The 22,949-nt window shown below is 69.1% G+C and carries 23 protein-coding genes; 16 read left to right on the top strand and 7 right to left on the bottom strand.

The annotated features are described in order from the left end of the window. Nucleotides 1–99: 99 nt before the first annotated feature. Together purD and RCP38_RS16650 are read left to right on the top strand one after the other, a co-directional pair. A complete protein-coding gene (gene purD / locus RCP38_RS16655) occupies nt 100–1,368 on the top strand; it encodes a phosphoribosylamine--glycine ligase (RefSeq protein WP_308474025.1) in 1,269 nt (422 codons plus the stop codon). A gap of 30 nt (nt 1,369–1,398) precedes the next feature. Beyond that, nucleotides 1,399–1,992, top strand: coding sequence for a hypothetical protein (locus tag RCP38_RS16650; RefSeq protein ID WP_308474024.1), 594 nt, complete (start codon nt 1,399–1,401; stop codon nt 1,990–1,992). A 158-nt stretch (nt 1,993–2,150) separates the two neighbouring features. Here RCP38_RS16650 and RCP38_RS16645 read toward each other — a convergent pair whose 3' ends face one another. Next, the gene (locus RCP38_RS16645) at nt 2,151–2,987 is read right to left on the bottom strand and encodes an alpha/beta hydrolase (protein ID WP_308474023.1); all 837 of its coding nucleotides are present in this window, start codon (nt 2,985–2,987) and stop codon (nt 2,151–2,153) included. Nucleotides 2,988–3,066: 79 nt separating this feature from the next. Between RCP38_RS16645 and RCP38_RS16640 the strand changes: the two genes are divergently transcribed. The 3 genes from RCP38_RS16640 to pntB all read left to right on the top strand — a co-directional run bounded on the left by RCP38_RS16640 (nt 3,067) and on the right by pntB (nt 6,814). Next, entirely contained in the window at nt 3,067–3,684 is a 618-nt protein-coding gene (locus tag RCP38_RS16640; protein WP_308477372.1) for a TetR/AcrR family transcriptional regulator, read from the top strand. Between the two features lie 131 nt (nt 3,685–3,815). Then, complete coding sequence (locus tag RCP38_RS16635; protein ID WP_308474022.1) at nt 3,816–5,339, top strand: Re/Si-specific NAD(P)(+) transhydrogenase subunit alpha; 1,524 nt, start codon at nt 3,816–3,818, stop codon at nt 5,337–5,339. Nucleotides 5,340–5,371: 32 nt separating this feature from the next. Then, nucleotides 5,372–6,814: a Re/Si-specific NAD(P)(+) transhydrogenase subunit beta gene (gene pntB, locus RCP38_RS16630; protein ID WP_308474021.1), complete on the top strand. Its 1,443-nt coding sequence runs from the start codon at nt 5,372–5,374 to the stop codon at nt 6,812–6,814. Nucleotides 6,815–6,820: 6 nt separating this feature from the next. Here the strand turns inward: pntB and RCP38_RS16625 are convergent, their stop codons facing one another. Next, nucleotides 6,821–7,492 (bottom strand): TetR/AcrR family transcriptional regulator, encoded by a 672-nt coding sequence (locus tag RCP38_RS16625; RefSeq protein ID WP_308474020.1) that lies wholly within the window; start codon nt 7,490–7,492, stop codon nt 6,821–6,823. Here RCP38_RS16625 and RCP38_RS16620 point away from each other — a divergent pair. Genes RCP38_RS16620 through RCP38_RS16610 form a run of 3 tightly spaced genes read left to right on the top strand, consistent with a single transcriptional unit; the run spans nt 7,479 to nt 10,789 of the window. After that, on the top strand, nt 7,479–8,135 hold the full coding sequence (locus RCP38_RS16620; protein WP_308474019.1) for a hypothetical protein: 657 nt from the start codon (nt 7,479–7,481) through the stop codon (nt 8,133–8,135). The two genes, RCP38_RS16625 and RCP38_RS16620, sit on opposite strands and share 14 nt — an antisense overlap. Nucleotides 8,136–8,141: 6 nt before the next feature. Further along, nucleotides 8,142–9,560 carry an adenylosuccinate lyase gene (gene purB / locus RCP38_RS16615; RefSeq protein WP_308474018.1) on the top strand — a complete coding sequence of 473 codons (1,419 nt, stop codon included), beginning with the start codon at nt 8,142–8,144 and terminating at the stop codon, nt 9,558–9,560. Between the two features lie 5 nt (nt 9,561–9,565). Further along, on the top strand, nt 9,566–10,789 hold the full coding sequence (locus RCP38_RS16610) for a cytochrome P450 (protein WP_308474017.1): 1,224 nt from the start codon (nt 9,566–9,568) through the stop codon (nt 10,787–10,789). Nucleotides 10,790–10,826: 37 nt separating this feature from the next. Here RCP38_RS16610 and RCP38_RS16605 read toward each other — a convergent pair whose 3' ends face one another. Continuing rightward, on the bottom strand, nt 10,827–11,684 hold the full coding sequence (locus tag RCP38_RS16605) for a DUF559 domain-containing protein (protein ID WP_308474016.1): 858 nt from the start codon (nt 11,682–11,684) through the stop codon (nt 10,827–10,829). 63 nt (nt 11,685–11,747) lie between these two features. Beyond that, on the bottom strand, nt 11,748–12,383 hold the full coding sequence (locus RCP38_RS16600; protein WP_308474015.1) for a hypothetical protein: 636 nt from the start codon (nt 12,381–12,383) through the stop codon (nt 11,748–11,750). A 76-nt stretch (nt 12,384–12,459) separates the two neighbouring features. Between RCP38_RS16600 and RCP38_RS16595 the strand changes: the two genes are divergently transcribed. From RCP38_RS16595 to RCP38_RS16575, 5 genes are all read left to right on the top strand, one after another. Further along, complete coding sequence (locus tag RCP38_RS16595; RefSeq protein WP_308474014.1) at nt 12,460–13,356, top strand: phosphoribosylaminoimidazolesuccinocarboxamide synthase; 897 nt, start codon at nt 12,460–12,462, stop codon at nt 13,354–13,356. After that, complete coding sequence (locus RCP38_RS16590; RefSeq protein ID WP_308474013.1) at nt 13,353–15,464, top strand: S9 family peptidase; 2,112 nt, start codon at nt 13,353–13,355, stop codon at nt 15,462–15,464. Before RCP38_RS16595 ends, RCP38_RS16590 begins: the two co-directional genes overlap by 4 nt. A 10-nt stretch (nt 15,465–15,474) precedes the next feature. Then, nucleotides 15,475–15,963, top strand: coding sequence for a glutathione peroxidase (locus RCP38_RS16585; RefSeq protein WP_308474012.1), 489 nt, complete (start codon nt 15,475–15,477; stop codon nt 15,961–15,963). Beyond that, entirely contained in the window at nt 15,963–17,303 is a 1,341-nt protein-coding gene (locus tag RCP38_RS16580) for a DUF2254 domain-containing protein (RefSeq protein WP_308474011.1), read from the top strand. Before RCP38_RS16585 ends, RCP38_RS16580 begins: the two co-directional genes overlap by 1 nt. Before the next feature lie 61 nt (nt 17,304–17,364). Next, complete coding sequence (locus tag RCP38_RS16575) at nt 17,365–18,090, top strand: DUF2334 domain-containing protein (protein WP_308474010.1); 726 nt, start codon at nt 17,365–17,367, stop codon at nt 18,088–18,090. Nucleotide 18,091: 1 nt separating this feature from the next. On the opposite strand, the gene RCP38_RS16570 is transcribed toward RCP38_RS16575, so the two are convergent. Next, on the bottom strand, nt 18,092–18,730 hold the full coding sequence (locus RCP38_RS16570; protein ID WP_308474009.1) for an MBL fold metallo-hydrolase: 639 nt from the start codon (nt 18,728–18,730) through the stop codon (nt 18,092–18,094). An 86-nt stretch (nt 18,731–18,816) separates the two neighbouring features. On the opposite strand from RCP38_RS16570, the gene purS reads away from it, so the two are divergent. After that, nucleotides 18,817–19,056: a phosphoribosylformylglycinamidine synthase subunit PurS gene (gene purS, locus RCP38_RS16565; protein WP_308474008.1), complete on the top strand. Its 240-nt coding sequence runs from the start codon at nt 18,817–18,819 to the stop codon at nt 19,054–19,056. Continuing rightward, entirely contained in the window at nt 19,053–19,739 is a 687-nt protein-coding gene (gene purQ, locus RCP38_RS16560; RefSeq protein WP_308474007.1) for a phosphoribosylformylglycinamidine synthase subunit PurQ, read from the top strand. Before purS ends, purQ begins: the two co-directional genes overlap by 4 nt. Here purQ and RCP38_RS16555 read toward each other — a convergent pair. Then, the gene (locus RCP38_RS16555) at nt 19,736–20,533 is read right to left on the bottom strand and encodes a family 1 encapsulin nanocompartment shell protein (protein ID WP_308474006.1); all 798 of its coding nucleotides are present in this window, start codon (nt 20,531–20,533) and stop codon (nt 19,736–19,738) included. The genes purQ and RCP38_RS16555 overlap by 4 nt on opposite strands. Then, entirely contained in the window at nt 20,530–21,600 is a 1,071-nt protein-coding gene (locus RCP38_RS16550) for a Dyp-type peroxidase (protein ID WP_308474005.1), read from the bottom strand. Before RCP38_RS16550 ends, RCP38_RS16555 begins: the two co-directional genes overlap by 4 nt. On the opposite strand from RCP38_RS16550, the gene RCP38_RS16545 reads away from it, so the two are divergent. After that, a complete protein-coding gene (locus tag RCP38_RS16545; protein ID WP_308474004.1) occupies nt 21,599–22,858 on the top strand; it encodes a M18 family aminopeptidase in 1,260 nt (419 codons plus the stop codon). The two genes, RCP38_RS16550 and RCP38_RS16545, sit on opposite strands and share 2 nt — an antisense overlap. The last annotated feature ends 91 nt before the right edge of the window (nt 22,859–22,949 follow it).

Here is a 22,949-nt window from a genome sequence, read left to right as displayed (position 1 = left end):
CCGCACGCGCAGGCGCGTGCGGGGTTCTCTCCTTATATATCCTTTGTCTCGCGCCCCGCCGACGAGCATGCGAGGCGAACTCAGAGAGGAGTGGCGCCCATGCGCGTCCTGGTGATCGGTTCCGGTGCCCGGGAGCATGCGCTGCTCTTAGCCCTTCGCGCCGACCCCAAAGTCGATCACCTGGTGATCGCACCCGGCAATGCCGGCACCGCGGCCGTCGCCGAGCAACGCGACATCGACATCACCTCTGCCCCGGCGGTCACCGCACTGGCCCGCGAGGTGGAAGCCGATCTGGTGGTGATCGGGCCGGAGGTGCCGCTGGTGCTCGGCGTCGCCGACGCGGTCCGCGACGCGGGTATCGCCTGTTTCGGACCCTCACAGGACGCCGCACGCATCGAGGGCTCCAAGGCATTCGCCAAAGACGTGATGGCCGCCGCGGGGGTGCGCACCGCCCGCTCGGAGATCGTCGACAGCCCGGCCGACCTGGACGCGGCGTTGAACCGGTTCGGTCCGGATGCGGGCGAGGCGGCATGGGTGGTCAAAGACGACGGTTTGGCCGCCGGCAAGGGCGTGGTGGTGACCCCGGATCGGGCGGCGGCCCGCGCCCACGCCGCCGGCCTGCTCGACTCCGGACATCCGGTGCTGCTGGAATCGTTCCTCGACGGCCCCGAGCTGTCACTGTTCTGTGTCGTCGACGGATCCACGGTGGTGCCGCTGCTACCGGCACAGGACTTCAAGCGGGTCGGTGACGGAGACAGCGGCCCCAACACCGGTGGCATGGGTGCGTACGCGCCGTTGCCCTGGCTGTCCCGGCAGGCCGTGGCCGACATCGTCGCCGACGTCGTCGAGCCCGTCGCCGCCGAACTCGTCCGCCGGGGTAGCCGGTTCACCGGGCTGCTCTATGCGGGACTGGCGATGACATCGACCGGACCCGCGGTGGTCGAATTCAACTGCCGGTTCGGCGACCCGGAGACCCAGGCGGTGCTGGCACTGCTGGAGTCGCCGCTCGGTCAGTTGCTGCACGCCGCGGCCACCGGCGGGCTGAGTGAATTCGGTGCGTTGCGCTGGCGCGACGGCGCGGCGGTGACGGTGGTGGTGGCCGCCGAGAACTATCCGGGCAGGCCCCGCGTCGGCGATGTGATCACCGGTGCCGAGGCGGACGGGGTCTTGCACGCCGGAACCGCGCGACGCGACGACGGAGCCGTGGTGTCCGCCGGCGGGCGGGTGTTGTCGGTGGTGGGCACCGGAAGCGACCTGAGCGCCGCACGCGCCGACGCCTACCGCATCGTCGATGCAATTCGATTGCCGGGCAGTCACTTCCGCACCGACATCGGAGCCGCCGCCGCCGAAGGGAAGATCCAGATCTGACCGGACGGGGTTACCGCTATTGTGGTGGGCATGTCAGACGAGACGCAGCCGGATTCCACCGAAGAGCAGACGCAGGAGCTTCCTGCGAAAAGTGCTGACAAGCCGAAGCGGCGACCGGCTCCGCCGCCGCCTCCGGCGCCGGCACCGTCGAGTCGCGGCCCGCTGCTGATCGCGGCGGTGGTCGGACTGGTCGCGGGGCTCATCGGCGGTGCGGCCGTGGCCGGCCTGTGGCACCCGTCCTCGGGTGGCGCAAGCAGTGCGAAGTTCAGCGGTCAGCAGGTCGAGGACGCCAAGAAGGACGTCTGCAGTGCCGTGGTGATGGCCCGTCAGGCAGTGGCCAACAACATGCACATGAAGAACCCGGACCCGGAAAACCCGGTCGCGCAGCTTGCGGTGGCCGCCAATGCACGGCTGTCCCTGACCGCGGGTGCGGCTTACCTGCGGGGCCGCGTGGAAGCCGAGCCGGCCGCGCCGGAAGAAGTGACCGACGCCGCCCAGAAGATGGCCGGCGCACTCGAGCGCCTGAACCTCAGCTACCTTGTCGGGCAGCCGAACTCGGAACGCGAGCAACTCGGCCGCGACCTGGACTCGCACATCAGCACGCTGGGCAAGCTCTGCCAGTGACGTGACCACGGCAACCCCCGCCCGGCGACGCCGGGTGGGGGTTGCTGCGTTTCCGGTCCGGACAGACCGATGTCATGACCGGAAATTCATTGGCGGACAATGGTTTCAGTCGCCTGCGCGGAAGCGGACGGCCACGTCTGCGGAAATCCCGAAGGTGGCTACGCGGTCAGCAGCGGGGCCAGCCACGTCAACTCGGCCGGCAGCTGAGAGCTCCAATACGACCCGTCGTGCCCGCCCGGGGAGAAGCCGCCGGCCGGCGGGTTGGGCAGTTGGTCGATGAAGGCGCGGGTCGCCGACGCGAACGGGTCGTCCGTACCGCAGTCCACCCGGATCGGTATGGAGCCGAGCGCGGGCATCCCGAACACCGAGTTGGCGGCGAAGTCCGCGGCGCCGTCGAACGCACCCGGTGCCGTCGCCCCGGGGGAGAGCCACAGCGCGGGACTCACCGCGCAGATCGCAGCGGTCCGGCGCGGGCCGAGCCGGCCACCCAGCAGCAGCGCGCCGTAACCACCCATCGACCAGCCGATGAAGCCCACCCGGGAAGTGTCCAGGCCCTGCTCGGCCAGCAACGGCAGCAACTCGTCGGTCACCATCGCGCCCGAGTCCTCACCCGACGCGCGCCGGTGCCAATAACTGCCGCCACCGTCGACGGCCACCACCGCGAACGGGGGAAGTCCCGCATCGACGGCCTCGGCCAGGCCCTGTTCCACCCCGCCCGCCATCACGGTCGCGGCGTCGCTGCCCTTGCCGTGCAGTGCGATCAGCGGCCGCAGGGCACCGGTCTGGCCTGGTGGCCGGGCGATCGCCCAGTCGGTGTCGATCCCGCCTCGGGCGGCCGAGGTGAACGAACCGGTGACCATGGTCGGCTGCGGCGGGGCGGCCTGAGCCCGCCGGGAACCCAGCGGCGCGGTGCAGCCCAACGCCCCCGCGGCACCCACCACAGCCCCCAGCCGCAGCACCGTTCGTCGACTCACCTCCGGCATGGCGGCAATCATGCCAGCGGGCCGCGGTTTGTCCGAAAAGGCCGAAACCCATGATGCGGAGCTACCGCGGCTGGCAGCATCTCCAGATGTGATGACAGCGGTGACGCCCAAGGGTGAGCGTCGGCGGTATGCGCTGATCAGCGCCGCCGCCGATCTGCTGCGCGAAGGCGGCTTCGAGGCGGTGCGGCACCGCGCCGTCGCGCAGCGGGCCGGTCTGCCGCTGGCATCGACCACCTATTACTTCGACACCCTCGAAGACCTGATCACCCATGCCGTGGAACACATCGGGATGCTCGAAGTCGCCCAGTTGCGCGCCCGCATCACCAGCCTGTCCCGGCGCCGTCGCAGCGCCGACACCACCGCCGACATCCTGGTAGAGCTGCTGGTGGGCGAGGACGCCGACCCGCGGATCGCCGAAGAACTCATCTCCCGCTACGAGCGGTACATCGTCTGCGCCCGGCAGCCCGCGCTGCGTGAGATCCAGCGCCGCATCCTGCACCAGCGGGCCGACGTCGTCGCCGAAGCGGTCGAGCGTTCCGGGCGGATCGCCCGGGTCGAGATGGCGTACGCGCTGGTCTGCATGGTCGACGGTTCGGTGATGGCCGCGTTGGTCGATGACCGCCAGTCTCCGCGGGTGGTGGCGCGAGCAGCGGTGATCGACGTCATCGACATGCTCGCGCCGTTGGACCAACGTGCGGTGTCGGCCTGAGACGCTCGCACGGTATGCTGCCTCGATCCCTTTTTGTCGGCCCCTAAGCTACTGGCGGGTAACAAGGGGAAGAAGACGTCTGCAAATCGCCGCGACGACGGCGAAGAGATGCGAATGTGGAGAGCTACGTCATGAATATCGGTGTCCTATCCGAGGCGCAGCCCGGTGAGACGCGTGTGTCGGCAACGCCGACGACGGTCGCTGCACTGACCAAACTCGGCTACGACGTGGTCGTGGATTCCGGCGCGGGCGAGGCCTCGTCGTTCTCCGATGCGGCATTCATCGAGGCCGGCGCCACCATCGGCGATGCCCGCAAGGCCGACATCGTGTTCGGCGTCAACGCGCCGTCCGCCGAGCAACTCGACGGGTTGAAGCCGGGCGCCACGCTGGTCAGCCTGCTCTCGCCGGCACTCCGCCCCGAACTGGTCGAAGACCTGTCCAAGCGGCCCATCACGGCGCTGGCCATGGATGCGGTGCCCCGGATCTCGCGCGCCCAGTCCCTGGACGTGCTGAGCTCGATGGCCAACATCGCCGGCTACCGGGCCGTGGTCGAGGCCGCGCACGCCTTCGGCCGGTTCTTCACCGGCCAGGTGACCGCGGCGGGCAAGGTGCCGCCGGCCAAGGTGCTGGTGGTGGGTGCCGGCGTCGCCGGACTGGCCGCGATCGGCGCCGCCGGCAGCCTGGGTGCCATCGTGCGGGCCACCGACCCGCGGCCGGAGGTCGCCGACCAGGTCCGCTCGCTGGGCGGGGAGTACCTGTCGATCGAAGACCCCGAAGCCGAGGTGTCGGCCACCGGCTACGCCAAGGAGATGGGCGACGACTACAAGGCCCGCGAGGCGCAGCTCTACACCGACCAGTGCACCGACGTCGACATCATCGTCACCACCGCACTCATCCCGGGTAAGCCCGCGCCCAAGATCATCACCGCCGAGATGGTGGCGTCGATGAAGCCGGGCAGTGTGATCGTCGACATGGCCGCGGCCAACGGCGGCAACGTCGAGGGCACCGTCGCCGACCAGGCGATCGTCACCGCCAACGGGGTGACGATCATCGGCTACACCGACCTGGCCGGCCGCCTGCCCGCACAGGCCTCGCAGCTCTACGGCACCAACCTGGTGAACCTGATGAAGCTGCTGACGCCCGGCAAGGACGGCCAGCTGGTACTCGACTTCGACGACGTGGTGCAGCGGTCGATGACCGTGGTGCGCGACGGCGAATCGACCTGGCCGCCGCCGCCCGTGCAGGTCTCGGCCGCGCCGGCCAAAGCCGTCGAGGCCCCGGTGGCCACCGCGGCACCCAAGGAGCCGATGTCGACCGGGCGCCGCCTGGGCCTGACCTTCTCGGCCGCTGCGCTGCTGTTCGCCCTGATCGCGGCCTCGCCCGCAGCCCTGCAGGTGCACCTGACGGTGTTCGCACTGGCGATCGTGATCGGTTACTACGTGATCGGGCACGTGCACCACGCCCTGCACACCCCGCTGATGAGCGTGACCAACGCGATCTCCGGAATCATCGTGGTCGGCGCGCTGCTGCAGATCGGGCACGGTGACACGGCGATCACCGCCCTGGCCGCGGTCGCGATCCTGCTCGCCAGCATCAACGTCTTCGGTGGCTTCGCGGTGACCCGCCGCATGCTGGCCATGTTCTCGCGCAGCTGAGCGCCCCGGACAACTCTGGAACGGAAATTTCCATGTTCAATGCAGAAACCATCGTGAACATCGCGAACGCGGCGTACGTCGTCGCGGCCCTGCTGTTCATCCTGGCCCTGGCCGGACTCTCCAAGCATGAGACGTCCAAGGCCGGTAACGCCTTCGGTATGGCCGGTATGGCGGTGGCGCTGATCGCGACCGTCGTGCTGGCCGTCAACAAGGAGATCGAGCCGCTGGGGCTGGGCCTACTGGTCGGCGCCATGGCCATCGGCGCGGCGATCGGACTGTGGCGGGCCCGCGTCGTCGAGATGACCGGCATGCCCGAGCTGATCGCGCTGCTGCACTCCTTCGTCGGTCTGGCCGCGGTGCTGGTCGGCTGGAACGGCTACCTGCACGTCGAAGCCGACCCGAACGGGGCCGAGGCCGTCAAGCTGGTCGGCGACCACATGCTGGGCATCCACTCCGCCGAGGTGTTCATCGGAGTGTTCATCGGCGCGGTCACCTTCACCGGTTCCATCGTGGCCAACCTCAAGCTGTCGGCGCGGATGAAGTCCAACCCGCTGATGCTGCCCGGCAAGAACTTCCTCAATGTCGGCGCGCTGGTGCTGTTCGCGGCGCTGACCGTGTGGTTCATCGTCACCGATGACGTCCAGGTCCAGCTGTGGCTGCTGGTCGGGGTGACCGTGCTGGCGCTGCTGCTGGGCTGGCACCTGGTGGCCTCGATCGGCGGTGGCGACATGCCCGTCGTGGTCTCGATGCTCAACAGCTACTCCGGTTGGGCCGCCGCGGCGTCGGGCTTCCTGCTCTCCAACGACCTGCTGATCATCACCGGCGCGTTGGTGGGCTCCTCGGGTGCCTACCTGTCCTACATCATGTGCAAGGCGATGAACCGGTCGTTCATCTCGGTGATCGCCGGCGGCTTCGGCATCGAGGCCGGCCCGGCCGACGACAAGGACTATGGCGAGCACCGCGAGATCACCGCCGAGGGCGTGGCCGAACTGCTGGCCGGTGCCGACTCGGTGATCATCACCCCCGGCTACGGTATGGCCGTCGCGCAGGCTCAGTACGGGGTCGCCGAGCTCACCCGCAAGCTGCGCGACCGCGGCGTCAACGTGCGCTTCGGCATCCACCCGGTCGCCGGCCGACTGCCCGGTCATATGAACGTGCTGCTGGCCGAGGCCAAGGTGCCCTACGACATCGTGCTGGAGATGGACGAGATCAACGACGACTTCGGCGACACCTCCGTCGTCCTGGTCATCGGTGCCAACGACACCGTCAACCCGGCCGCTGCCGAGGACCCGTCCAGCCCGATCGCGGGCATGCCGGTGCTGACCGTGTGGGAGGCCGACAACGTGATCGTCTTCAAGCGGTCCATGGCGTCCGGTTACGCCGGCGTGCAGAACCCGCTGTTCTTCCGGCAGAACTCCGCGATGCTGTTCGGCGATGCCAAGGACCGGGTCGAGGACATCCTGCACGCGCTGTAGGCGCTGCTAGTCCTGCGGGGGCCGAGCGAAGTTGAGTCGTTTGCTCCGGCCCGCCGCGTCCGTCGGTTCGCGATGCAGGCCGCCCAGCAGGGCGAACAGCACCGGTTCGATCTCGCTGACCGCGCGGGCGGGATCCTCGGCGGCGGCGATCATGGGGCCGGTCTTGCTCAGCAGGGCGTAGAGCAGTTCGGCGGTGACGCCCACCGGCACCGGCTTGAGTTCGCCGGTTTCGATCAGTTCGTCGAGCACCGCACGTAGCAGCGGTAGCGCCATCTCCTCGTCGACGGTCTGTTTGCGGTCCCAGCCCAGGGCACTCGCTGACTCGCGTAGCAGTACCCGTGCGTCGTGGTTGTCGACGTAGCAGTGCAGTACCGCGCTCACCGCCATCAACGCCTGCTGCCACGGGCCGGCATCGGCGGGTGAGGACTCCAGTGCCCGTGGGAGCACGGCCTGCATGATCTCGGCCTGACTGGCCCGGAACACTTCGGCGAAGATCTCCTGCTTGTTCCGGAAGTGGTGGTAGACCGCGCCCTTGCTGGTTTGCGATTCGTGCGCGATTTCGTCGACCGAGGTTGCGTCGTATCCCTTGGCCACGAACAACGACCGGGACGCGTCGAGCACCGCGGTCCGGGTGAGCTCGGCATACATGCTCCGCCGAGTCGACTTGTCATTGGCCATCGGGCAGATCGTAATTACCGACTGGCAGTCTGTGAAAGACTATGGTTCTGTCGGATGTTTGCCGGAAGGCGATGGAAAGCAGGGGAGGCGGCTGATCTTCGGACATCAGGAGAACTCCCTGCACCGACCCCGGGTTCACGACGACCGGCCACCGGCGGTTCGGATAGCGACCGAGGTGTTCCTCGGGCTCATGCTCGACAACCGGGTGCGCCCCTACGACATCGCCACCCGCTGCCGGATTCGTTCGTTCACCCGCCACGTGCCGGTCGGACCCAGGCGGGAGATCGTGCGGTCCTTCGACATCGCACCGCACTTCTGGCCGCTCACCGTCGATCGCGGGGAGCAGGCCCGGGCCGGTTACGGAATCGACCGCACCGGTGCGTGCATCCGCTACACCCAGAACCCCTATCCGCTCGTCGGTCACGCCGACGATGTGACCGTCCACCGCGTGCAGTTCGCGCCGGGCTGCCACCACATGATGCGCCGCGCCACCCGGACCAACCCCGCCTTCATCTGCGAACAACTGCCGTCCTGGCATGCCGCGCAGGTCGTCGCCGAATACCTCATCGATGCGGCGATCTCGCTGGCGGTGGGGCGCGGCCCCCTTGCGGTGATCGGAGCCGGGGAGACGACCGTAAGCTAACTGCTCGTGAGCATCCCCAACGTTCTGGCCACCCGCTACGCGAGCACCGCGCTGACCGACATCTGGTCGCCGCAGTCCAAGATCGTCGCCGAACGCCGACTGTGGCTGGCGGTGCTGCGTGCCCAGTCCGAGCTGGGCGTACCGGTGCCCGAGCAGGCCGTCGCCGACTACGAAGCCGTCCTTGACAACGTCGACCTGGCCTCGATCGCGGCTCGCGAGCGCATCACCCGCCACGACGTGAAGGCCCGCATCGAGGAGTTCAACGCACTCGCCGGCCACGAGCACATCCACAAGGGCATGACCAGCCGGGACCTGACCGAGAACGTCGAGCAGCTGCAGATCCGCCAGTCCCTGCAACTGGTGCACGACCACGGTGTCGCGGTGGCCGCCCGCCTGGTCCGTCACGCGGTCGCCTACCGCGACCTGGTGATGGCCGGACGCAGCCACAACGTCGCCGCGCAGGCCACCACCCTGGGGAAGCGGTTCGCCTCGGCCGCCGAGGAGACCCTGGTCGCGCTGACCCGGGTACGTGAACTGATCGACCGCTACCCGTTGCGCGGCATCAAGGGCCCGATGGGCACCGCCCAGGACATGCTGGACCTGTTCGACGGCGACACCGCCAAGCTCGCCGAACTGGAGCGTCGGGTCGCCGAGTTCCTCGGCTTCTCCGCGGTGCTGACCAGCGTCGGGCAGGTCTACCCCCGTTCGCTGGACCACGACGTCGTCTCGGCACTGGTACAACTGGGCGCCGGACCGTCGTCGCTGGCGCAGACCATCCGCCTGATGGCCGGCCACGAACTGGTCACCGAGGGTTTCGCGCCCGGTCAGGTGGGCTCGTCGGCGATGCCGCACAAGATGAACACCCGCAGCTGTGAGCGGGTCAACGGCCTGCAGGTGGTGCTACGCGGTTACGCGTCGATGGCCGCCGAACTGGCCGGCGCGCAGTGGAACGAAGGCGACGTGTTCTGCTCGGTGGTGCGTCGGGTCGCGCTGCCCGATGCGTTCTTCGCCCTCGACGGGCAGACCGAGACCTTCTTGACCGTCCTCGACGAGTTCGGCGCCTACCCGGCGGTGATCACCCGCGAACTGGACCGCTATCTACCGTTCCTGGCCACCACCAAGGTGCTGATCGCGGCGGTGCGGGCCGGGGTGGGGCGCGAGGCCGCTCACGAAGTGATCAAAGAACACGCGGTGGCCGTCGCGCTGGCGATGCGCGAACGGGGCGCCGAACCGGACCTGCTGGACCGGTTGGCCGCCGATGAACGGCTGCCGCTGGACCGGGCCGCACTGGATGCGGCGCTCGGCGACCGCCAGGCGTTCACCGGCGCGGCCGCCGACCAGGTCGACCGGGTGGCCGCACAGGTCACCGAACTCGTCGACCGGTACCCGTCGGCCGCCGGCTACAGTCCCGGCGCGATCCTGTAGCCGTCATGGGAGTCCGGGAACTCGCGGGGATCGACTTCACCGATCTGGACAACTTCGCCGACGGATTCCCGCACGAACTGTTCGCGCTGCACCGCCGGGTCGCCCCGGTGTTCTGGCACGAACCCACCGTGCACACCCCGGACGGCGAGGGCTTCTGGTCGGTGGCCACCCACGCCGAAACCCTCGAAGTGCTCCGCGACGCGCAGACCTATTCGTCGGTGACCGGCGGGGAGCGGCCGTTCGGCGGCACCGTGCTGCAAGACCTGCCGATCGCGGGTCAGCTGCTGAACATGATGGACGACCCGCGGCACGCCCAGGTCCGCAAACTGGTCAGCTCCGGGCTCACCCCGCGGATGATCCGCCGGGTCGAGGAAGACCTGCGTCGCCGGGCGCGAGCGCTGCTCGACGACGTCGAACCCGGCGTCGCCTTCGACTTCCTGGTCGACGTGGCCGCCGAGGTGCCGATGCAGATGATCTGCATCCTGCTCGGTGTTCCCGAATCCGACCGGCACTGGCTGTTCGAGGCGATCGAACCCAGCTTCGACTTCCGCGGGTCGCGTTCGGCGGTGGTGCAGCGGATGTCCATCGAGGACGCGGGCAACCGGGTCTACACCTTCGGGCGGGAGTTGATCGCCGCCAAACGCGCGCGGCCGTGCGACGACATGCTCTCGGTGGTCGCCAACTCGACCGATCCCGAACTGTCCGACCTCGAGGTCTACCTGTTCTTCCAGTTGCTGTTCAGTGCGGGCGCCGAGACGACCCGAAACGCCATCGCCGGCGGGCTGCTGGCGCTGGCCGGCCATCCCGACCAGTACCGGTTGCTGCGCGCCGATCCCGGGCTGTTGCCCACCGCCATCGAGGAGATCATCCGCTGGAGTTCGCCGGCCCCCTCGAAGCGGCGCACCGCCACCCGGCACGCCGTGCTGGGCGGCCAGCGGATCGAAGCCGGCCAGAAGGTGTTGGTCTGGGAGGGCTCGGCCAACCGTGACCCGGCGGTCTTCGAGCGCGCCGATCGGTTCGACATCACCCGCAAACCCAACCCGCACATCGGATTCGGGCATGGTGCGCACTTCTGCCTGGGTGCGCACCTGGCCCGGTTGGAACTGCGGGTGGTCTACGAAGAGCTGCTGGCCCGGTTCGGCGGGGCGACGGTGGTGGCGCCGGTGGAGTGGGCGCGCAGCAACCGGCACACCGGGATGCGGCACCTGATGGTGGAGCTAACGCCGTAGTTGCGATTTCGGCGCGGTTAGTCTCGCTCAGCGGGCATTACCGCGCCGAAATCGCATAACGAATCTCGGCAATTACCCGGTCCGGGGTAGTGACAAGGTCCAGCCAGGTGAACCGGAGCACCGTCCAACCCCGCAACACGATCTGGTTCTGCCGTACCCGGTCACCCTCGAATTGGTCCGGGCTACTGTGATGCGCCCACCCGTCGACTTCGATACCGACCCTGATGTCGGGAAAGGCGACGTCCACCTTGTAGCGGCCTAATCGATAGTTCGCCACCCATCCCGTGATCCCGGCATCGCGCAACAGGCGGACCAGCATTCGTTCGGCCTGCGACAGTGCGCCGCTCTCCGCTGCCCACAGCATCCGGCGGGCCGACGGGGAACCGTATCGGCCCGCGTTACGCAGGTGGGCGCGCCACAGGTACGGCAACTCGGTATGGCGCTGCAGCGCGGTGTCCATCACTTTGGGTCCCCCACCACGACGGGCAGCGGCTTCAACCGTTGTCAGGGCGAGTCCGGTGATCTGCAGTCCCCGGCGTTCGACGACATCCGCGGGTGAGAGGTCCCGGCGCCTTACCCGGGTACCTCGATGAGCTCGACCGTGGGAATTACGGGGCACGGTGACCTCGACTAAATCCGGTGGGGCGGAGATCAGTTGGTGCCACCACGCTGCCGCCAGGCCACTGGCGACCGCATCGGGCCCGTAGCTCCACACCCCGGCGCGAATGCGTGCGGCGGTGGTGAACGGCCGATCGTCGGCAAAGTACACACCGGGACCGCAGCGCCGCCAATGCCCGGATTCGAGTCGACGGCCGATGGCAGAGCGGGAGAGGCCGCACGCCAATGCCTGCTCGCGGGTGATCACACCGTCCTGACACCGCAGGAAGCTGTCCATGCAAGTCGGACGTAGCCGGGGCCGTCCCCGGTTCCCTTGCGATTTCGGCGCGGTTAGTCTCGCTCAGCGGGCATTACCGCGCCGAAATCGCCGGGCCAGGCCGGCCGCATGCAACTCCAAGGTGGCCAGGCCGCCGATCACCGCCTGATCGCCGTGGCGCCACGCCCCGACCGGGTCGGGCGAGACCGCGGTCAGTCTGCCCAGCGGCCGGTTGGTCAGCGCGCGCAGCGCCAGCAGTTGAGTGCCCGCCGGGGTGGCGGCCAGTGCCAGTACCGCGCGCTTGCGCAGGAAGAACCGCAGTCGCAACGCCAGCCACGGCATCGCCACCGCCAGGATCGGCGGCGCCGCGACCGCGACCGCCAGCAGGTAGGCCAGCCATCCGGCGGTGGTGTTCAGGTCGTGCCCCGCACCGGCGATCTCGACCGCTGCCTGCCCGGCCGCGGTCAGCGGTTTGCTCACCGCATCGCCCACCAGCGGAATGCGGTCCGCGCTCTGGCCGGCCGACGCGAGGCTCTCCGCGACGCCGTTGGCGCCGCGCTCGAACTGTCTGCCCACACCGGCGATCGTGGTCACCGCGCCGTGCACCGCCAACGCGACCAGCACCCACAGGAAGGTCCAGGTCGCGACGACGACGTCGCTGAACAGTTGGGCCAGCAGGCGACCGGGGGAGGTGGCGTAGGGCAGCAACCGTGATGTCATGGAGTCGATCCCAGCACAGTGTGTATCGCGGTGCGCCCGGCTTCGCCGGCCCGGGTCCACCGATTAAGCTGGCCGGATGCCGCGTCCCGCGCTCTCCGAATACCAACACCTGGCCAGCGGTAAGGTCCGCGAACTCTACCGGATCGACGACCAGCATCTGCTGTTCGTCGCGACCGACCGGATCTCGGCCTTCGACTACATCCTGGACAGCGAGATTCCCGACAAGGGCCGCATCCTCACCGCGATGAGCGTCTTCTTCTTCGACCTCGTCGACGTTCCCAACCACCTGGCCGGCCCGCCGGATGACCCCCGCATCCCCGACGAGGTGCTGGGTCGCGCCCTGGTGGTCCGCAGGCTCGAGATGATGCCGGTGGAATGCGTGGCCCGCGGCTACCTGACCGGCTCCGGTCTGCTCGACTACCAGCGCAGCGGTGCGGTCTGCGGCATCGCGCTGCCCGCCGGGCTGGTGGAGGCCAGCAAATTCCTCAACCCGCTGTTCACGCCGGCCACCAAGGCCGAGATCGGTGAGCACGACGAGAACATCTCGTTCGAGCAGGTGATCGACCTGGTGGGCCCGGTGCGGGCCGGGCAACTGCGCGACCGCACCCTGCAGACCTATGTGCAGGCGGCCGACCACGCCCTGACCAAGGGCATCATCATCGCCGACACCAAGTTCGAATTCGGTGTCGACGAGCATGGCAACCTGGTGCTCGCCGACGAGGTGTTCACCCCCGACTCGTCGCGGTACTGGCCCGCCGACGACTACCGGGCCGGGGTGGTGCAGGCCAGCTTCGACAAGCAGTTCGTCCGCAACTGGCTCACCGGCCCGGAATCCGGTTGGGATCGCAACGGAGACCAGCCGCCCCCGCCGCTGCCCGATGAGATCGTCGCCGCGACCCGTGCCCGCTATATCGAAGCCTACGAACGTATTTCGGGACTGTCCTTCGGCGACTGGGTCGGGCCGGGCGCATGACTTCGCTACCCGAACCGCCGGTGGCGAAGCGGGTCGAGTCGACCCGCACCCACCACGGGGACGTCTTCGTCGACTCCTACGAGTGGCTGCGCGACAAATCCGATCCCGAGGTGATCGCGTACCTGGAAGCCGAGAACGCCTACACCGACGCCGCTACCGCGCACCTGGAGCCGTTGCGGCAGAGCATCTTCGACGAGATCAAGGCCCGCACCAAGGAGACCGATCTATCGGTTCCGTCGCGGCGCGGTGACTGGTGGTACTACGCGCGTACCTTCGAGGGAAAGCAGTACGGCGTCCAATGCCGCTGCCCGGCTGGCGGCCCGGACGACTGGACCCCGCCGCAGCTCGACGAGACCACCGAGATCCCCGGCGAGCAGGTGCTGTTGGACCAGAACGCCGAGGCCGAAGGCCATGACTTCTTCGCGCTCGGCGCGGCCGGTGTCAGCCCCGACGGCAACATCCTGGCCTACTCCGTCGACGTCGTCGGGGACGAGCGATACACCCTGCGGTTCAAGGATCTGACCACCGGAGAGCTGCTCGGCGACGAGATCGCCGGGATCGGCGCCGGCGTGACCTGGGCGACCGACAACCGCACCGTCTACTACGTGACCGTCGACGACGCCTGGCGGCCGGACACGGTGTGGCGCTACCGGATCGGTGCCGCCGAGCCCGCCGCGCAGGTCTACCACGAGGCCGACGAACGGTTCTGGCTCTCGGTCGGGCGGACCCGTAGCGATGCCTACGTGCTGATCGCCTCCGGATCCGCGATCACCTCCGAGGTGCGCTACGCCGACGCCGCGGACCCGCACGCGGAGTTCACCGTGGTGCTGCCCCGACGCGAAGGCGTCGAGTACTCCGTGGAACACGCGATCGTCGGCGGCCAGGACCTGTTCCTGATGCTGCACAACGACGGCGCGGTGAATTTCACCCTGGTGCAGGTGCCCGTGGAGAATGCGGCCGACCCGACCGCGCAACAGACCCTGATCGCCGGCCGCGACGACGTGCGCCTGGACGAAGTGGATGCGTTCGCCCACCACCTGGTCATCGGCTACCGCGCCGAAGGACTGCCCCGTATCCAGCTGTGGCCTTTCGATGCCGAGGGCACCTACGGGACGCCGTGCGACATCACCTTCGACACCGAACTGACGTCGTGCGGGCTGGCGGCCAACCCGAACTGGGATGCGCCGAAACTACGGGTGGGCGCAACATCGTTCATCACCCCGGTCCGGGTCTACGACATCGACCTCGCGACCGGCGAGCGCACCCTGCTGCGCGAGCAGCCCGTCCTGGGTGACTACCGCAGCGCCGACTACGTGGAATACCGGGACTGGGCCTACGCCGAGGACGGCACCAGAATCCCGGTGTCGATCGTGCACCGGGCGGGAGTCGAACTGCCCGCTCCCACACTGCTGTACGGCTACGGCGCCTACGAGATGTGCGAAGACCCGCAGTTCTCCATCGCACGGCTGTCGTTGCTGGACCGGGGCATGGTGTTCGCCGTGGCACACGTCCGCGGCGGCGGTGAGATGGGCCGCGCATGGTACGAGCACGGCAAGCTACTGGAGAAGAAGAACAGCTTCACCGACTTCGTCGCGGTCGGGCGTCACCTGATCGATGCGGGGGTCTGCCGGCCCGGCCGACTCGCGGCGATGGGCGGCAGCGCGGGCGGCCTGCTGATGGGCGCGGTGACCAACCTGGCGCCGGACCTGTTCGCCGGGGTGGTGGCGCAGGTCCCCTTCGTCGATCCGCTGACCACCATCTTGGATCCGACGCTGCCGTTGACGGTCACCGAGTGGGACGAGTGGGGAAACCCGTTGGGCGACAAGGACGTCTACTTCTACATGAAGTCCTACTCGCCGTATGAGAACATCGCGCGCCGGGACTACCCGCCGGTCCTGGCGATGACCTCGCTGCACGACACCCGGGTGTACTACGTCGAACCCGCGAAATGGGTCGCCGAACTGCGGCGCACCAAGACCGACGACAACCCGGTGCTGCTCAAAACCGAGATGAACGCCGGCCACGGCGGCATCTCCGGGCGGTACGAACGCTGGAAGGAGATCGCGTTCTCCTACGCCTGGCTGCTGGAGGCGGTCGGTTGCGGGTAACGTCGCGGCCATGAGCCTCGTCGATATCCCTCTGACCACCCTTGACGGTCGGCCCACCTCGCTGGCCGACTACGCCGACCGCGCAGTCCTGGTCGTCAACGTCGCCTCCAAATGCGGACTCACCCCGCAATACGGCGCGCTGGAAAAGCTCGCCCGGGACTACGGCGACCGCGGCCTGACCGTGCTCGGGGTGCCCTGCAATCAGTTCATGGGTCAGGAACCCGGTACCGCCGAGGAGATTCAGACGTTCTGCTCCACCACCTACGGGGTGACGTTCCCGCTGCTGGCCAAGACCGACGTCAACGGCGACGACCGGCACCCGCTGTATGCCGAACTGACCAAGACCGCCGACGCCGAGGGCGCCGCGGGTGATGTGCAGTGGAACTTCGAGAAGTTCCTGCTGGCCCCGGGAGCGGTGGTGGTCAACCGATTCCGGCCCACCACGGTGCCGGATGCTCCCGAGGTGATCGCCGCCATCGAGGCCGTGTTGCCAGGCTGATGCTGCCCCGATCGGAACGCTTTCCCAGTGTGCGATCAGCGGCGCTGGCCTACCGGTTCCGGGAGAGCCTGTTCGCGCTGCCACTGCTGATCGTGCTCGGCGGCATGCTGCTGGCGATCGCCACCCGCATTGCGGATCGCAACATCGGTCCGGCGCCGCGCTTCCTGCTCAAGATGGACAGCGGGGTGGCCACCACCATGCTGTCGACGATCGCCGGCGCGACCATCACCACCGCGGGTGTGATCTTCTCGCTGACCATCGTGAGTCTGCAGCTGGCGAGCTCACAGCTGTCCCCGCGGGTGATGCGCTGGTTCATCCGGGACCGGCTCAGCCAGGTCGTGATCGGCTTGCTGGTCGCGACATTCGTGTACTGCGTGTTGAGCCTGCCCGACCTCGGATCATCGCCGGAGCCCGCGCCGCCGTTGACGGTCACGGTGGCGATCGTGTTGACCATCGCCACCGTGATCACGATCATCGCGCACGTCGATCACCTCGCGCATCGACTGGAAGTCGGCCAGGTGGTTCGGGAGATCGCGGCCGAAGGCTCGATGGTGATCGACGCCGTGGCGGCCGCCGCCGCCCACGAGCAGCCCGCCCACGACGCCGACATGGAGATGCCGGCGGATGCGCTGCGGCTGACCTCGCCCGGCAACGGTTGGGTCAGCCAGGTCCACGCCGAGCGACTGCTGGCCGCGATCCCGGCCGGCACCACGATCCGGCTGGACACCCGGGTCGGCGCCTACATCCACCTGGGGCAGCCGCTGGTCACGATCTGGCCGGAGCCGGCCAACCCGGATCGGGTGCGCCACAAGCTGGCCCGCGCGGTGGTGGTCAGCGACAGCCGCACCATGCAGGAGGACATCGATTTCGCGTTCCGCCAGCTGGTCGACATCGGGCTGCGCGCGCTCAGTGCGGCGATCAACGACCCGACGACCGCGGTGGAGGCGACCCTTCGGGTCGGCAGCCTGCTGCGCCGGGTGCTGACGGTGCCGCCGCGACCGCGGGCCGTCGCCGGTCCGGACGGACGAGTCCTGTTGCGGCCCTGGGATCTCGACCCCAAGGAATACATCGCACACGGTTTCGACCAGCTCCGCCAGGCCGCGCCCGGGCAACCGTTGGTGGCGGCGACCATCCTGCGGGTGCTGCGGATGCTGATCGCCCATGTGAAGGAGGCGGGCCGCCCCGAACACCTGTCTGCCCTGCGCGAACAGACCGGTCTGTTGCTGGAATCGCTGGAGAAGACGCCGGGGCTGCATCCGCGCGACCTGGCCCGGTTGAAGTCGATCGCAGCCGACACCACCGACCCGGCCGACCACAGCCGTCGGCGGGCGACCCCATAACGCCGGCCGCCGTCTGCTTCGACGTCACCGGCGCGACACCTGAACCGGCCACACTGGTGCGGTGACCGGACAGTTGATCGTCTCCCTCTCGGGGATCAGGGCGCGCACCCGCGACGATGCCGAGGAGTTCTGCGCGCAACTCGACGCCCGCGATGTCCCGGTATCCCTGTTGGTGGCGCCTCGACTCGGCGCGGACTACCGACTCGACCGGGATCCGGGCACCGTGGACTGGCTGGCGGCGCGGCGTGCCGCCGGAGCGGCGATCGTGCTGCACGGCTTCGACGAGGCGGCGACGAAGAAGCGGCGCGGTGAATTCGCCGCACTGCCCGCCCACGAGGCGAACCTGCGTCTGCTCGGCGCCGACCGTGTCATGGAGCACCTGGGCCTGCGCACCCGGCTGTTCGCCGCACCGGGCTGGAACGTCTCGCCGGGCACGGTCCGGGCGCTGCCGCGCAACGGATTTCGGCTACTGGCCGGGCTGCACGGCGTCACCGACCTGGTATCGGGGCAGACCGTGCGCGCCCGGGTGATCGGTGTCGGATCAGGCTTTCTCACCGCCCCCTGGTGGTGCCGGATGGTGGTGGCGACCAGTGACCGGATCGCGCATCGCGGCGGCGTGGTGCGGCTGTCGGTCGGTACCGGCCAACTGGCCAAACCGGGGGTGGCCGCGGCCATGCTGAACGCGGTGGACACCGCACTGGGCTACGGCTGCCTGCCGGAGCTCTACCGCTGGCCGGTGCCGCGGATCGATGCGACCCGGGAACCGGCCCCGGGGTTGAGCGCCTGAGTCAGAACCGGACCGCGCTCTCGGCGGGCAGCACCTGAAAGTCGGCGCGGCCCATCTCGGCCAGCCGGCTGTGGTAGATCCCGCGGGCCTCGGTGGCGATGATGCCCTGGTGGATCGGCACCGCAGCACGCGGCGCCACCGCCCGCAGGTAGTCGACCGCCTCGGAGATCTTCATCCACGGTGCCGCCGCCGGGGTGGCCAGCACGTCCACCGGTTCGCCGGGCACGAACAGCGCGTCGCCGGGATGCATCAACCGGGCCGGATGCGCGTCATCGCCGACCAGGTAGGAGATGTTGTCGATCATCGGCAGCTCCGGGTGGATCACCGCGTGCTGCCCGCCCACCCCGCGCACCCGCAGCGCACCGACGTCGAAGGCGTCCCCGACGTGCACCGCACGCCAGGGCGGGCCCAGCTGGGCGGCGGTCTGCGGGTCGGCGTAGAGCGCGGCCCCCGGATTGGCGTCGATCAGCGCCGGTAGCCGCGTGGTGTCGGCGTGATCGGGGTGCTGGTGGGTGACCAGGATGGCCGACAGTCCGGTGATGCCCTCGAACCCGTGCGAGAAGGTGCCGGGGTCGAACAACACCGTGGTATCGCCGAAGTCGGCGAGCAGGCAGGAATGGCCGAAGTGGGTCAGTTGCATACCTAGAGATTGTGCGCCCCCAACCGGCCGGCCGGGCATCGGTATTGTTGAGCCGACCGATTCCCCGTCGACAGTAGGGAGCGCGCGTGGCCCGGGTGGTTGTGCACGTGATGCCCAAAGCCGAGATCCTCGACCCGCAGGGTCAGGCGATCGTCGGAGCGCTTTCCCGGCTTGGGCACACCGGAGTGTCGGATGTGCGGCAGGGCAAGCGTTTCGAGCTCGAGGTCGACGACTCCGTCGACGACGCCGCGCTCGCCGAGATCGCCGAGTCGCTGCTGGCCAACACCGTGATCGAAGACTTCACCGTCAGCCGGGAGACCTCGTGAGCGCCCGGATCGGCGTCATCACCTTCCCCGGCACCCTCGACGACGTCGACGCCGCCCGTGCGGTCCGCTTCGTCGGCGCCGAACCGGTCAGCCTCTGGCACGCCGACGCCGACCTCAAGGGCGTCGACGCCGTGGTGGTTCCGGGCGGGTTCTCCTACGGCGACTATCTGCGCTGCGGCGCGATCGCCCGGTTCGCCCCGGTGATGGGTGAGGTGATCAGGGCGGCCGGCGCGGGCATGCCGGTGCTGGGCATCTGCAACGGGTTCCAGGTGCTGTGCGAGGCGGGCCTGCTGCCCGGCGCGCTGACCCGCAACGCCGGCCTGCACTTCGTCTGCCGCGATGTCTGGCTGCGGGTGGCCTCCACGGACACGGCCTGGACGTCGCGGTTCGACGCCGACGCCGACCTGCTGGTGCCGTTGAAGTCCGGTGAGGGCCGCTACGTGGCCTCCGAGACCGTGCTCGACGAACTCGAGGGCGAGGGCCGGGTGGTGTTCCGCTACGTGGACAACATCAACGGTTCACTGCGCGACATCGCCGGGGTGAGTTCGGCCAACGGCCGGGTGGTCGGGCTGATGCCGCACCCCGAACACGCCATCGAGGCCCTGACCGGGCCCAGCGATGACGGGCTGGGGTTGTTCTACTCGGCGCTGGACGCGGTGCTCGCCGCCGGCGCGACGAGCTAACAGCTCAGCGCGACGGCCGCCTCGGCGGTGTAGCACAGGAAGGTCAGCGTCTCCTCCAGGTAGAGCTGCACGCTGTCGGCGTCATGCGCGGAGTAGCCGATCGCCACATCGGTACCCAGCCGCAGATCGAAATCTCCACCGCGGGTGGCCAGCACAAAAGCCCCGTCGATCGCCGGCGCCCAGATGATGTCGCCGTCGACCAACCGGTTCAGGTGCTCGCGGATCGGGTAGCCGTGATCCGACGTCTCACTGACCTTGGTGTAGGTCTCCGCCGACAGCAGCACCGAGTAGGGGCCGTCGACCCCGGCCAGCCGCAGCGCGGACAGCGCCTGGGCGATGACGTCGGGGATGTCGCGGGGGTCGTCCGGCAGGGTCAGGGCGGCATTGCTGCTCGCACTGCGGATGCCCTGCACCGACGCCGCGGGGTAGCCCTCGAAGATCAGCCGGTCCTCGGCGAACGCCAGCTTCTTGGCGGCCTCTTTCACCGGGTCCCAGTCGGCGTCCTGCGCGCCGCGTTCCACGTCGTCGATCTCCGAACGCGACAGGGTGAACGGCACCCGCAGCCGGACCAGGGGCTTGGCGTCGCGCAGGTGTGCCTCGACGCCGGCGGCGGGAGCACTCACACCGGTCAGCCGTCCGGTGCCCACCGCCGCGGCGGTCGGTCCGGCCGGATCGCTCACATCGACGACCCGCCGGCCGGCGATGTGGCGCTTGAAGGTGCGGGCGGCCTCCTGCTCGATGTCGGCCCAGGCCGCCTCGGTCACCGGGGCCAGATCGCGGTACAGGTTGTTCATTGCGGGATTCCTTTCAAGCTGCCGATGTTCAGTGAGCGGCCGCCGGTGGGCTCGACGGGCTCAACAGGGGGAGGGGACGCGCCGCCCGGGAGTGGCGGCGGAGCGTCGAAGAAGTCGGCGGCCGGGGTGAAGAACATCCCGCCGGTGACCGCGGTGGAGAACTCCAGGATGCGGTCGGTGTTGCCGGGCGGGTCGCCGAGGAACATGTTGCGCAGCATCTGCTCGGTGATCGCCGGGTTACGCGAGTAGCCGATGAAATAGGTTCCGGCATCGCCTCCGCCGGCCGTCCCGAACGGCATGTTCGCCCGGACGATGTCGAGTTCGTTGCCGTCGTCGTCGGTGATCACGTTCAGCGCGATGTGCGAGTTCGCCGGCTTGGTGGCGTCATCGAACTCGATGTCGTCGGCCTTGGTGCGCCCGATCACCCGCTCCTGCTCACCGACCGGCAGTGACTCCCAACCGCTCAGGTCGTGGATGTACTTCTGGATGTGCACGTAGCTACCGCCGGCGAACGCGGGATCCTCGTCGCCGATCGCGGTGGCCCCGAGCGCCTCGCCGCCGACCGGGTTCTCGGTGCCGTCGACGAAGCCGAGCAGGTCGCGGTTGTCGAAGAACCGGAAGCCGTGCACCTCGTCGACCACGGTGACCGCGTCGCCGAGCACCCGCAGAATGCGCCGGGCCAACTCGTAGCAGACGTCGAGGGTCTCGGCGCGGATGTGGAACAACAGGTCGCCGGGCGTGCTCGGTGCGTGATGCCGCGGGCCGGTCAGCTCGACGAACGAATGCAGTTGCGCGGGCCGCGGGCCGGCGAACAACCGATCCCAGGCGTCCGAGCCGATCGAGCACACCAGCGACAGCTGCTTGGTCGCATCGCGGAAGGCGAGCGCGGTCGCCAACCCGGGCAGGTCCGGCAGCGCGTCGTGGACCGCCGATTCACCGCCTTCATCGATGGTGACGACCAGGAAAATCGCGGCGCAGGTCAAGGGCGCGGTCACAGGCTGAACGGACGGCACGGTATCGACCCTAACGCCCCCGCCGGGGTCGGGATGCGAAAGACTTGACCTCATGGCGGCCACCGCAACCGGATTGTGCGAGTTCATCAACGCTTCACCGTCGCCGTTTCACGTCTGCGTCACAGTGGCGGAGCGACTGCGGGCGGCGGGCTACACGGAACTGGCCGAGAGCGATCGCTGGCCGTCGGCCGCCGGCCGGTACTTCCTGGTGCGGTCCGGATCCCTGGTGGCCTGGATTGCTCCGGAGCACAGCCCGGAGTCCGTCGGTCACGTGCCGTTCCGGATCGTCGGCGCGCACACCGACAGCCCGAATCTGCGGGTCAAGCAGCGTCCTGCACGGCAGGTCGCCGGCTGGCAGACGGTGGCACTGGCGCCCTACGGGGGAGCCTGGCTGAATTCCTGGCTGGACCGCGATCTGGGGCTCAGTGGTCGGCTGTCGCTGCGCGACGGCACGCATCACCTGATCCGCATCGACGAGCCGATCCTGCGGGTGCCGCAGTTGGCCATCCATCTCGCCGAGGACCGCGCCGCGGTCAAGGTGGATCCGCAGCGCCACCTCAACGCGGTGTGGGGCGATGGCCGGTCCCCGGATTTCCTCGACTACGTCGCGCGACGGGCCGGGGTGCGATCCGCCGACGTGCTGGGCTTCGACCTGATGACCCATGACCTGGCGCCGTCGCGGGTGACCGGCGTCGGCCAGGAGTTCGTCAGCGCGCCGCGGCTGGACAATCAGGCCAGTTGTTATGCGGGGCTGGAGGCGCTGCTGGCCGCGGAACCCGGCGGTTACCTGCCGGTGCTGGTGCTGTTCGACCACGAGGAGGTCGGGTCGACGTCGGATCACGGTGCCCAGTCGGACCTCCTGCCGACCGTCTTGGAGCGCATCACGCTGGCCGCCGGCGGGGACCGGGAGGATCTGCTGCGCCGGCTGTCCGCCTCCACACTGGCGTCGGCGGACATGGCGCACGCCACCCACCCCAACTACCCGGAGCGGCACGAGCCGGGCCACCCGATCGCGATCAACGCCGGCCCGGTCCTCAAGGTGCAGCCCAACCTGCGTTACGCCACCGACGGCCGTACCGCCGCCACGTTCGCGCTGGCGTGCGATCAGGCCGGGGTGGCCTTGCAGCGCTACGAGCACCGTGCCGACCTGCCCTGCGGTTCGACCATCGGGCCGATGAGCGCGGCCCGCACCGGGATCCCCACCGTCGACGTGGGTGCTCCGCAACTGGCGATGCATTCGGCGCGCGAGTTGATGGGCGCACGCGATGTGGCCGGCTACGCTGCGGCGCTCGCGGCGTTCCTGGCGCCCTGAGCGCTCGGACCGTCCGTCCGCGCGCCACCGGTGCCCACTTCCCGGAGTTCGATTTCAGTCTGAGTCAGCCCGACGTACCAGCCCAATTAGA

This window comes from Mycolicibacter sp. MU0083, assembly GCF_963378075.1.
GTDB lineage: Bacteria > Actinomycetota > Actinomycetes > Mycobacteriales > Mycobacteriaceae > Mycobacterium > Mycobacterium kokjensenii.
This window is presented reverse-complemented; position numbering and strand designations above follow the sequence as displayed.

What these genes read in the sequence shown, in the direction of transcription:
- purD (WP_308474025.1), top strand. Translation starts at nt 100, where the DNA reads ATGCGCGTCCTGGTGATCGGTTCCGGTGCCCGGGAGCATGCGCTGCTC.
- RCP38_RS16650 (WP_308474024.1), top strand. Translation starts at nt 1,399, where the DNA reads ATGTCAGACGAGACGCAGCCGGATTCCACCGAAGAGCAGACGCAGGAG.
- RCP38_RS16645 (WP_308474023.1), bottom strand. Translation starts at nt 2,987, where the DNA reads ATGATTGCCGCCATGCCGGAGGTGAGTCGACGAACGGTGCTGCGGCTG.
- RCP38_RS16640 (WP_308477372.1), top strand. Translation starts at nt 3,067, where the DNA reads ATGACAGCGGTGACGCCCAAGGGTGAGCGTCGGCGGTATGCGCTGATC.
- RCP38_RS16635 (WP_308474022.1), top strand. Translation starts at nt 3,816, where the DNA reads ATGAATATCGGTGTCCTATCCGAGGCGCAGCCCGGTGAGACGCGTGTG.
- pntB (WP_308474021.1), top strand. Translation starts at nt 5,372, where the DNA reads ATGTTCAATGCAGAAACCATCGTGAACATCGCGAACGCGGCGTACGTC.
- RCP38_RS16625 (WP_308474020.1), bottom strand. Translation starts at nt 7,492, where the DNA reads ATGGCCAATGACAAGTCGACTCGGCGGAGCATGTATGCCGAGCTCACC.
- RCP38_RS16610 (WP_308474017.1), top strand. Translation starts at nt 9,566, where the DNA reads ATGGGAGTCCGGGAACTCGCGGGGATCGACTTCACCGATCTGGACAAC.
- RCP38_RS16605 (WP_308474016.1), bottom strand. Translation starts at nt 11,684, where the DNA reads ATGGACAGCTTCCTGCGGTGTCAGGACGGTGTGATCACCCGCGAGCAG.
- RCP38_RS16600 (WP_308474015.1), bottom strand. Translation starts at nt 12,383, where the DNA reads ATGACATCACGGTTGCTGCCCTACGCCACCTCCCCCGGTCGCCTGCTG.
- RCP38_RS16595 (WP_308474014.1), top strand. Translation starts at nt 12,460, where the DNA reads ATGCCGCGTCCCGCGCTCTCCGAATACCAACACCTGGCCAGCGGTAAG.
- RCP38_RS16590 (WP_308474013.1), top strand. Translation starts at nt 13,353, where the DNA reads ATGACTTCGCTACCCGAACCGCCGGTGGCGAAGCGGGTCGAGTCGACC.
- RCP38_RS16585 (WP_308474012.1), top strand. Translation starts at nt 15,475, where the DNA reads ATGAGCCTCGTCGATATCCCTCTGACCACCCTTGACGGTCGGCCCACC.
- RCP38_RS16580 (WP_308474011.1), top strand. Translation starts at nt 15,963, where the DNA reads ATGCTGCCCCGATCGGAACGCTTTCCCAGTGTGCGATCAGCGGCGCTG.
- RCP38_RS16570 (WP_308474009.1), bottom strand. Translation starts at nt 18,730, where the DNA reads ATGCAACTGACCCACTTCGGCCATTCCTGCCTGCTCGCCGACTTCGGC.
- RCP38_RS16555 (WP_308474006.1), bottom strand. Translation starts at nt 20,533, where the DNA reads ATGAACAACCTGTACCGCGATCTGGCCCCGGTGACCGAGGCGGCCTGG.
- RCP38_RS16545 (WP_308474004.1), top strand. Translation starts at nt 21,599, where the DNA reads ATGGCGGCCACCGCAACCGGATTGTGCGAGTTCATCAACGCTTCACCG.
- RCP38_RS16550 (WP_308474005.1), bottom strand. Translation starts at nt 21,600, where the DNA reads ATGAGGTCAAGTCTTTCGCATCCCGACCCCGGCGGGGGCGTTAGGGTC.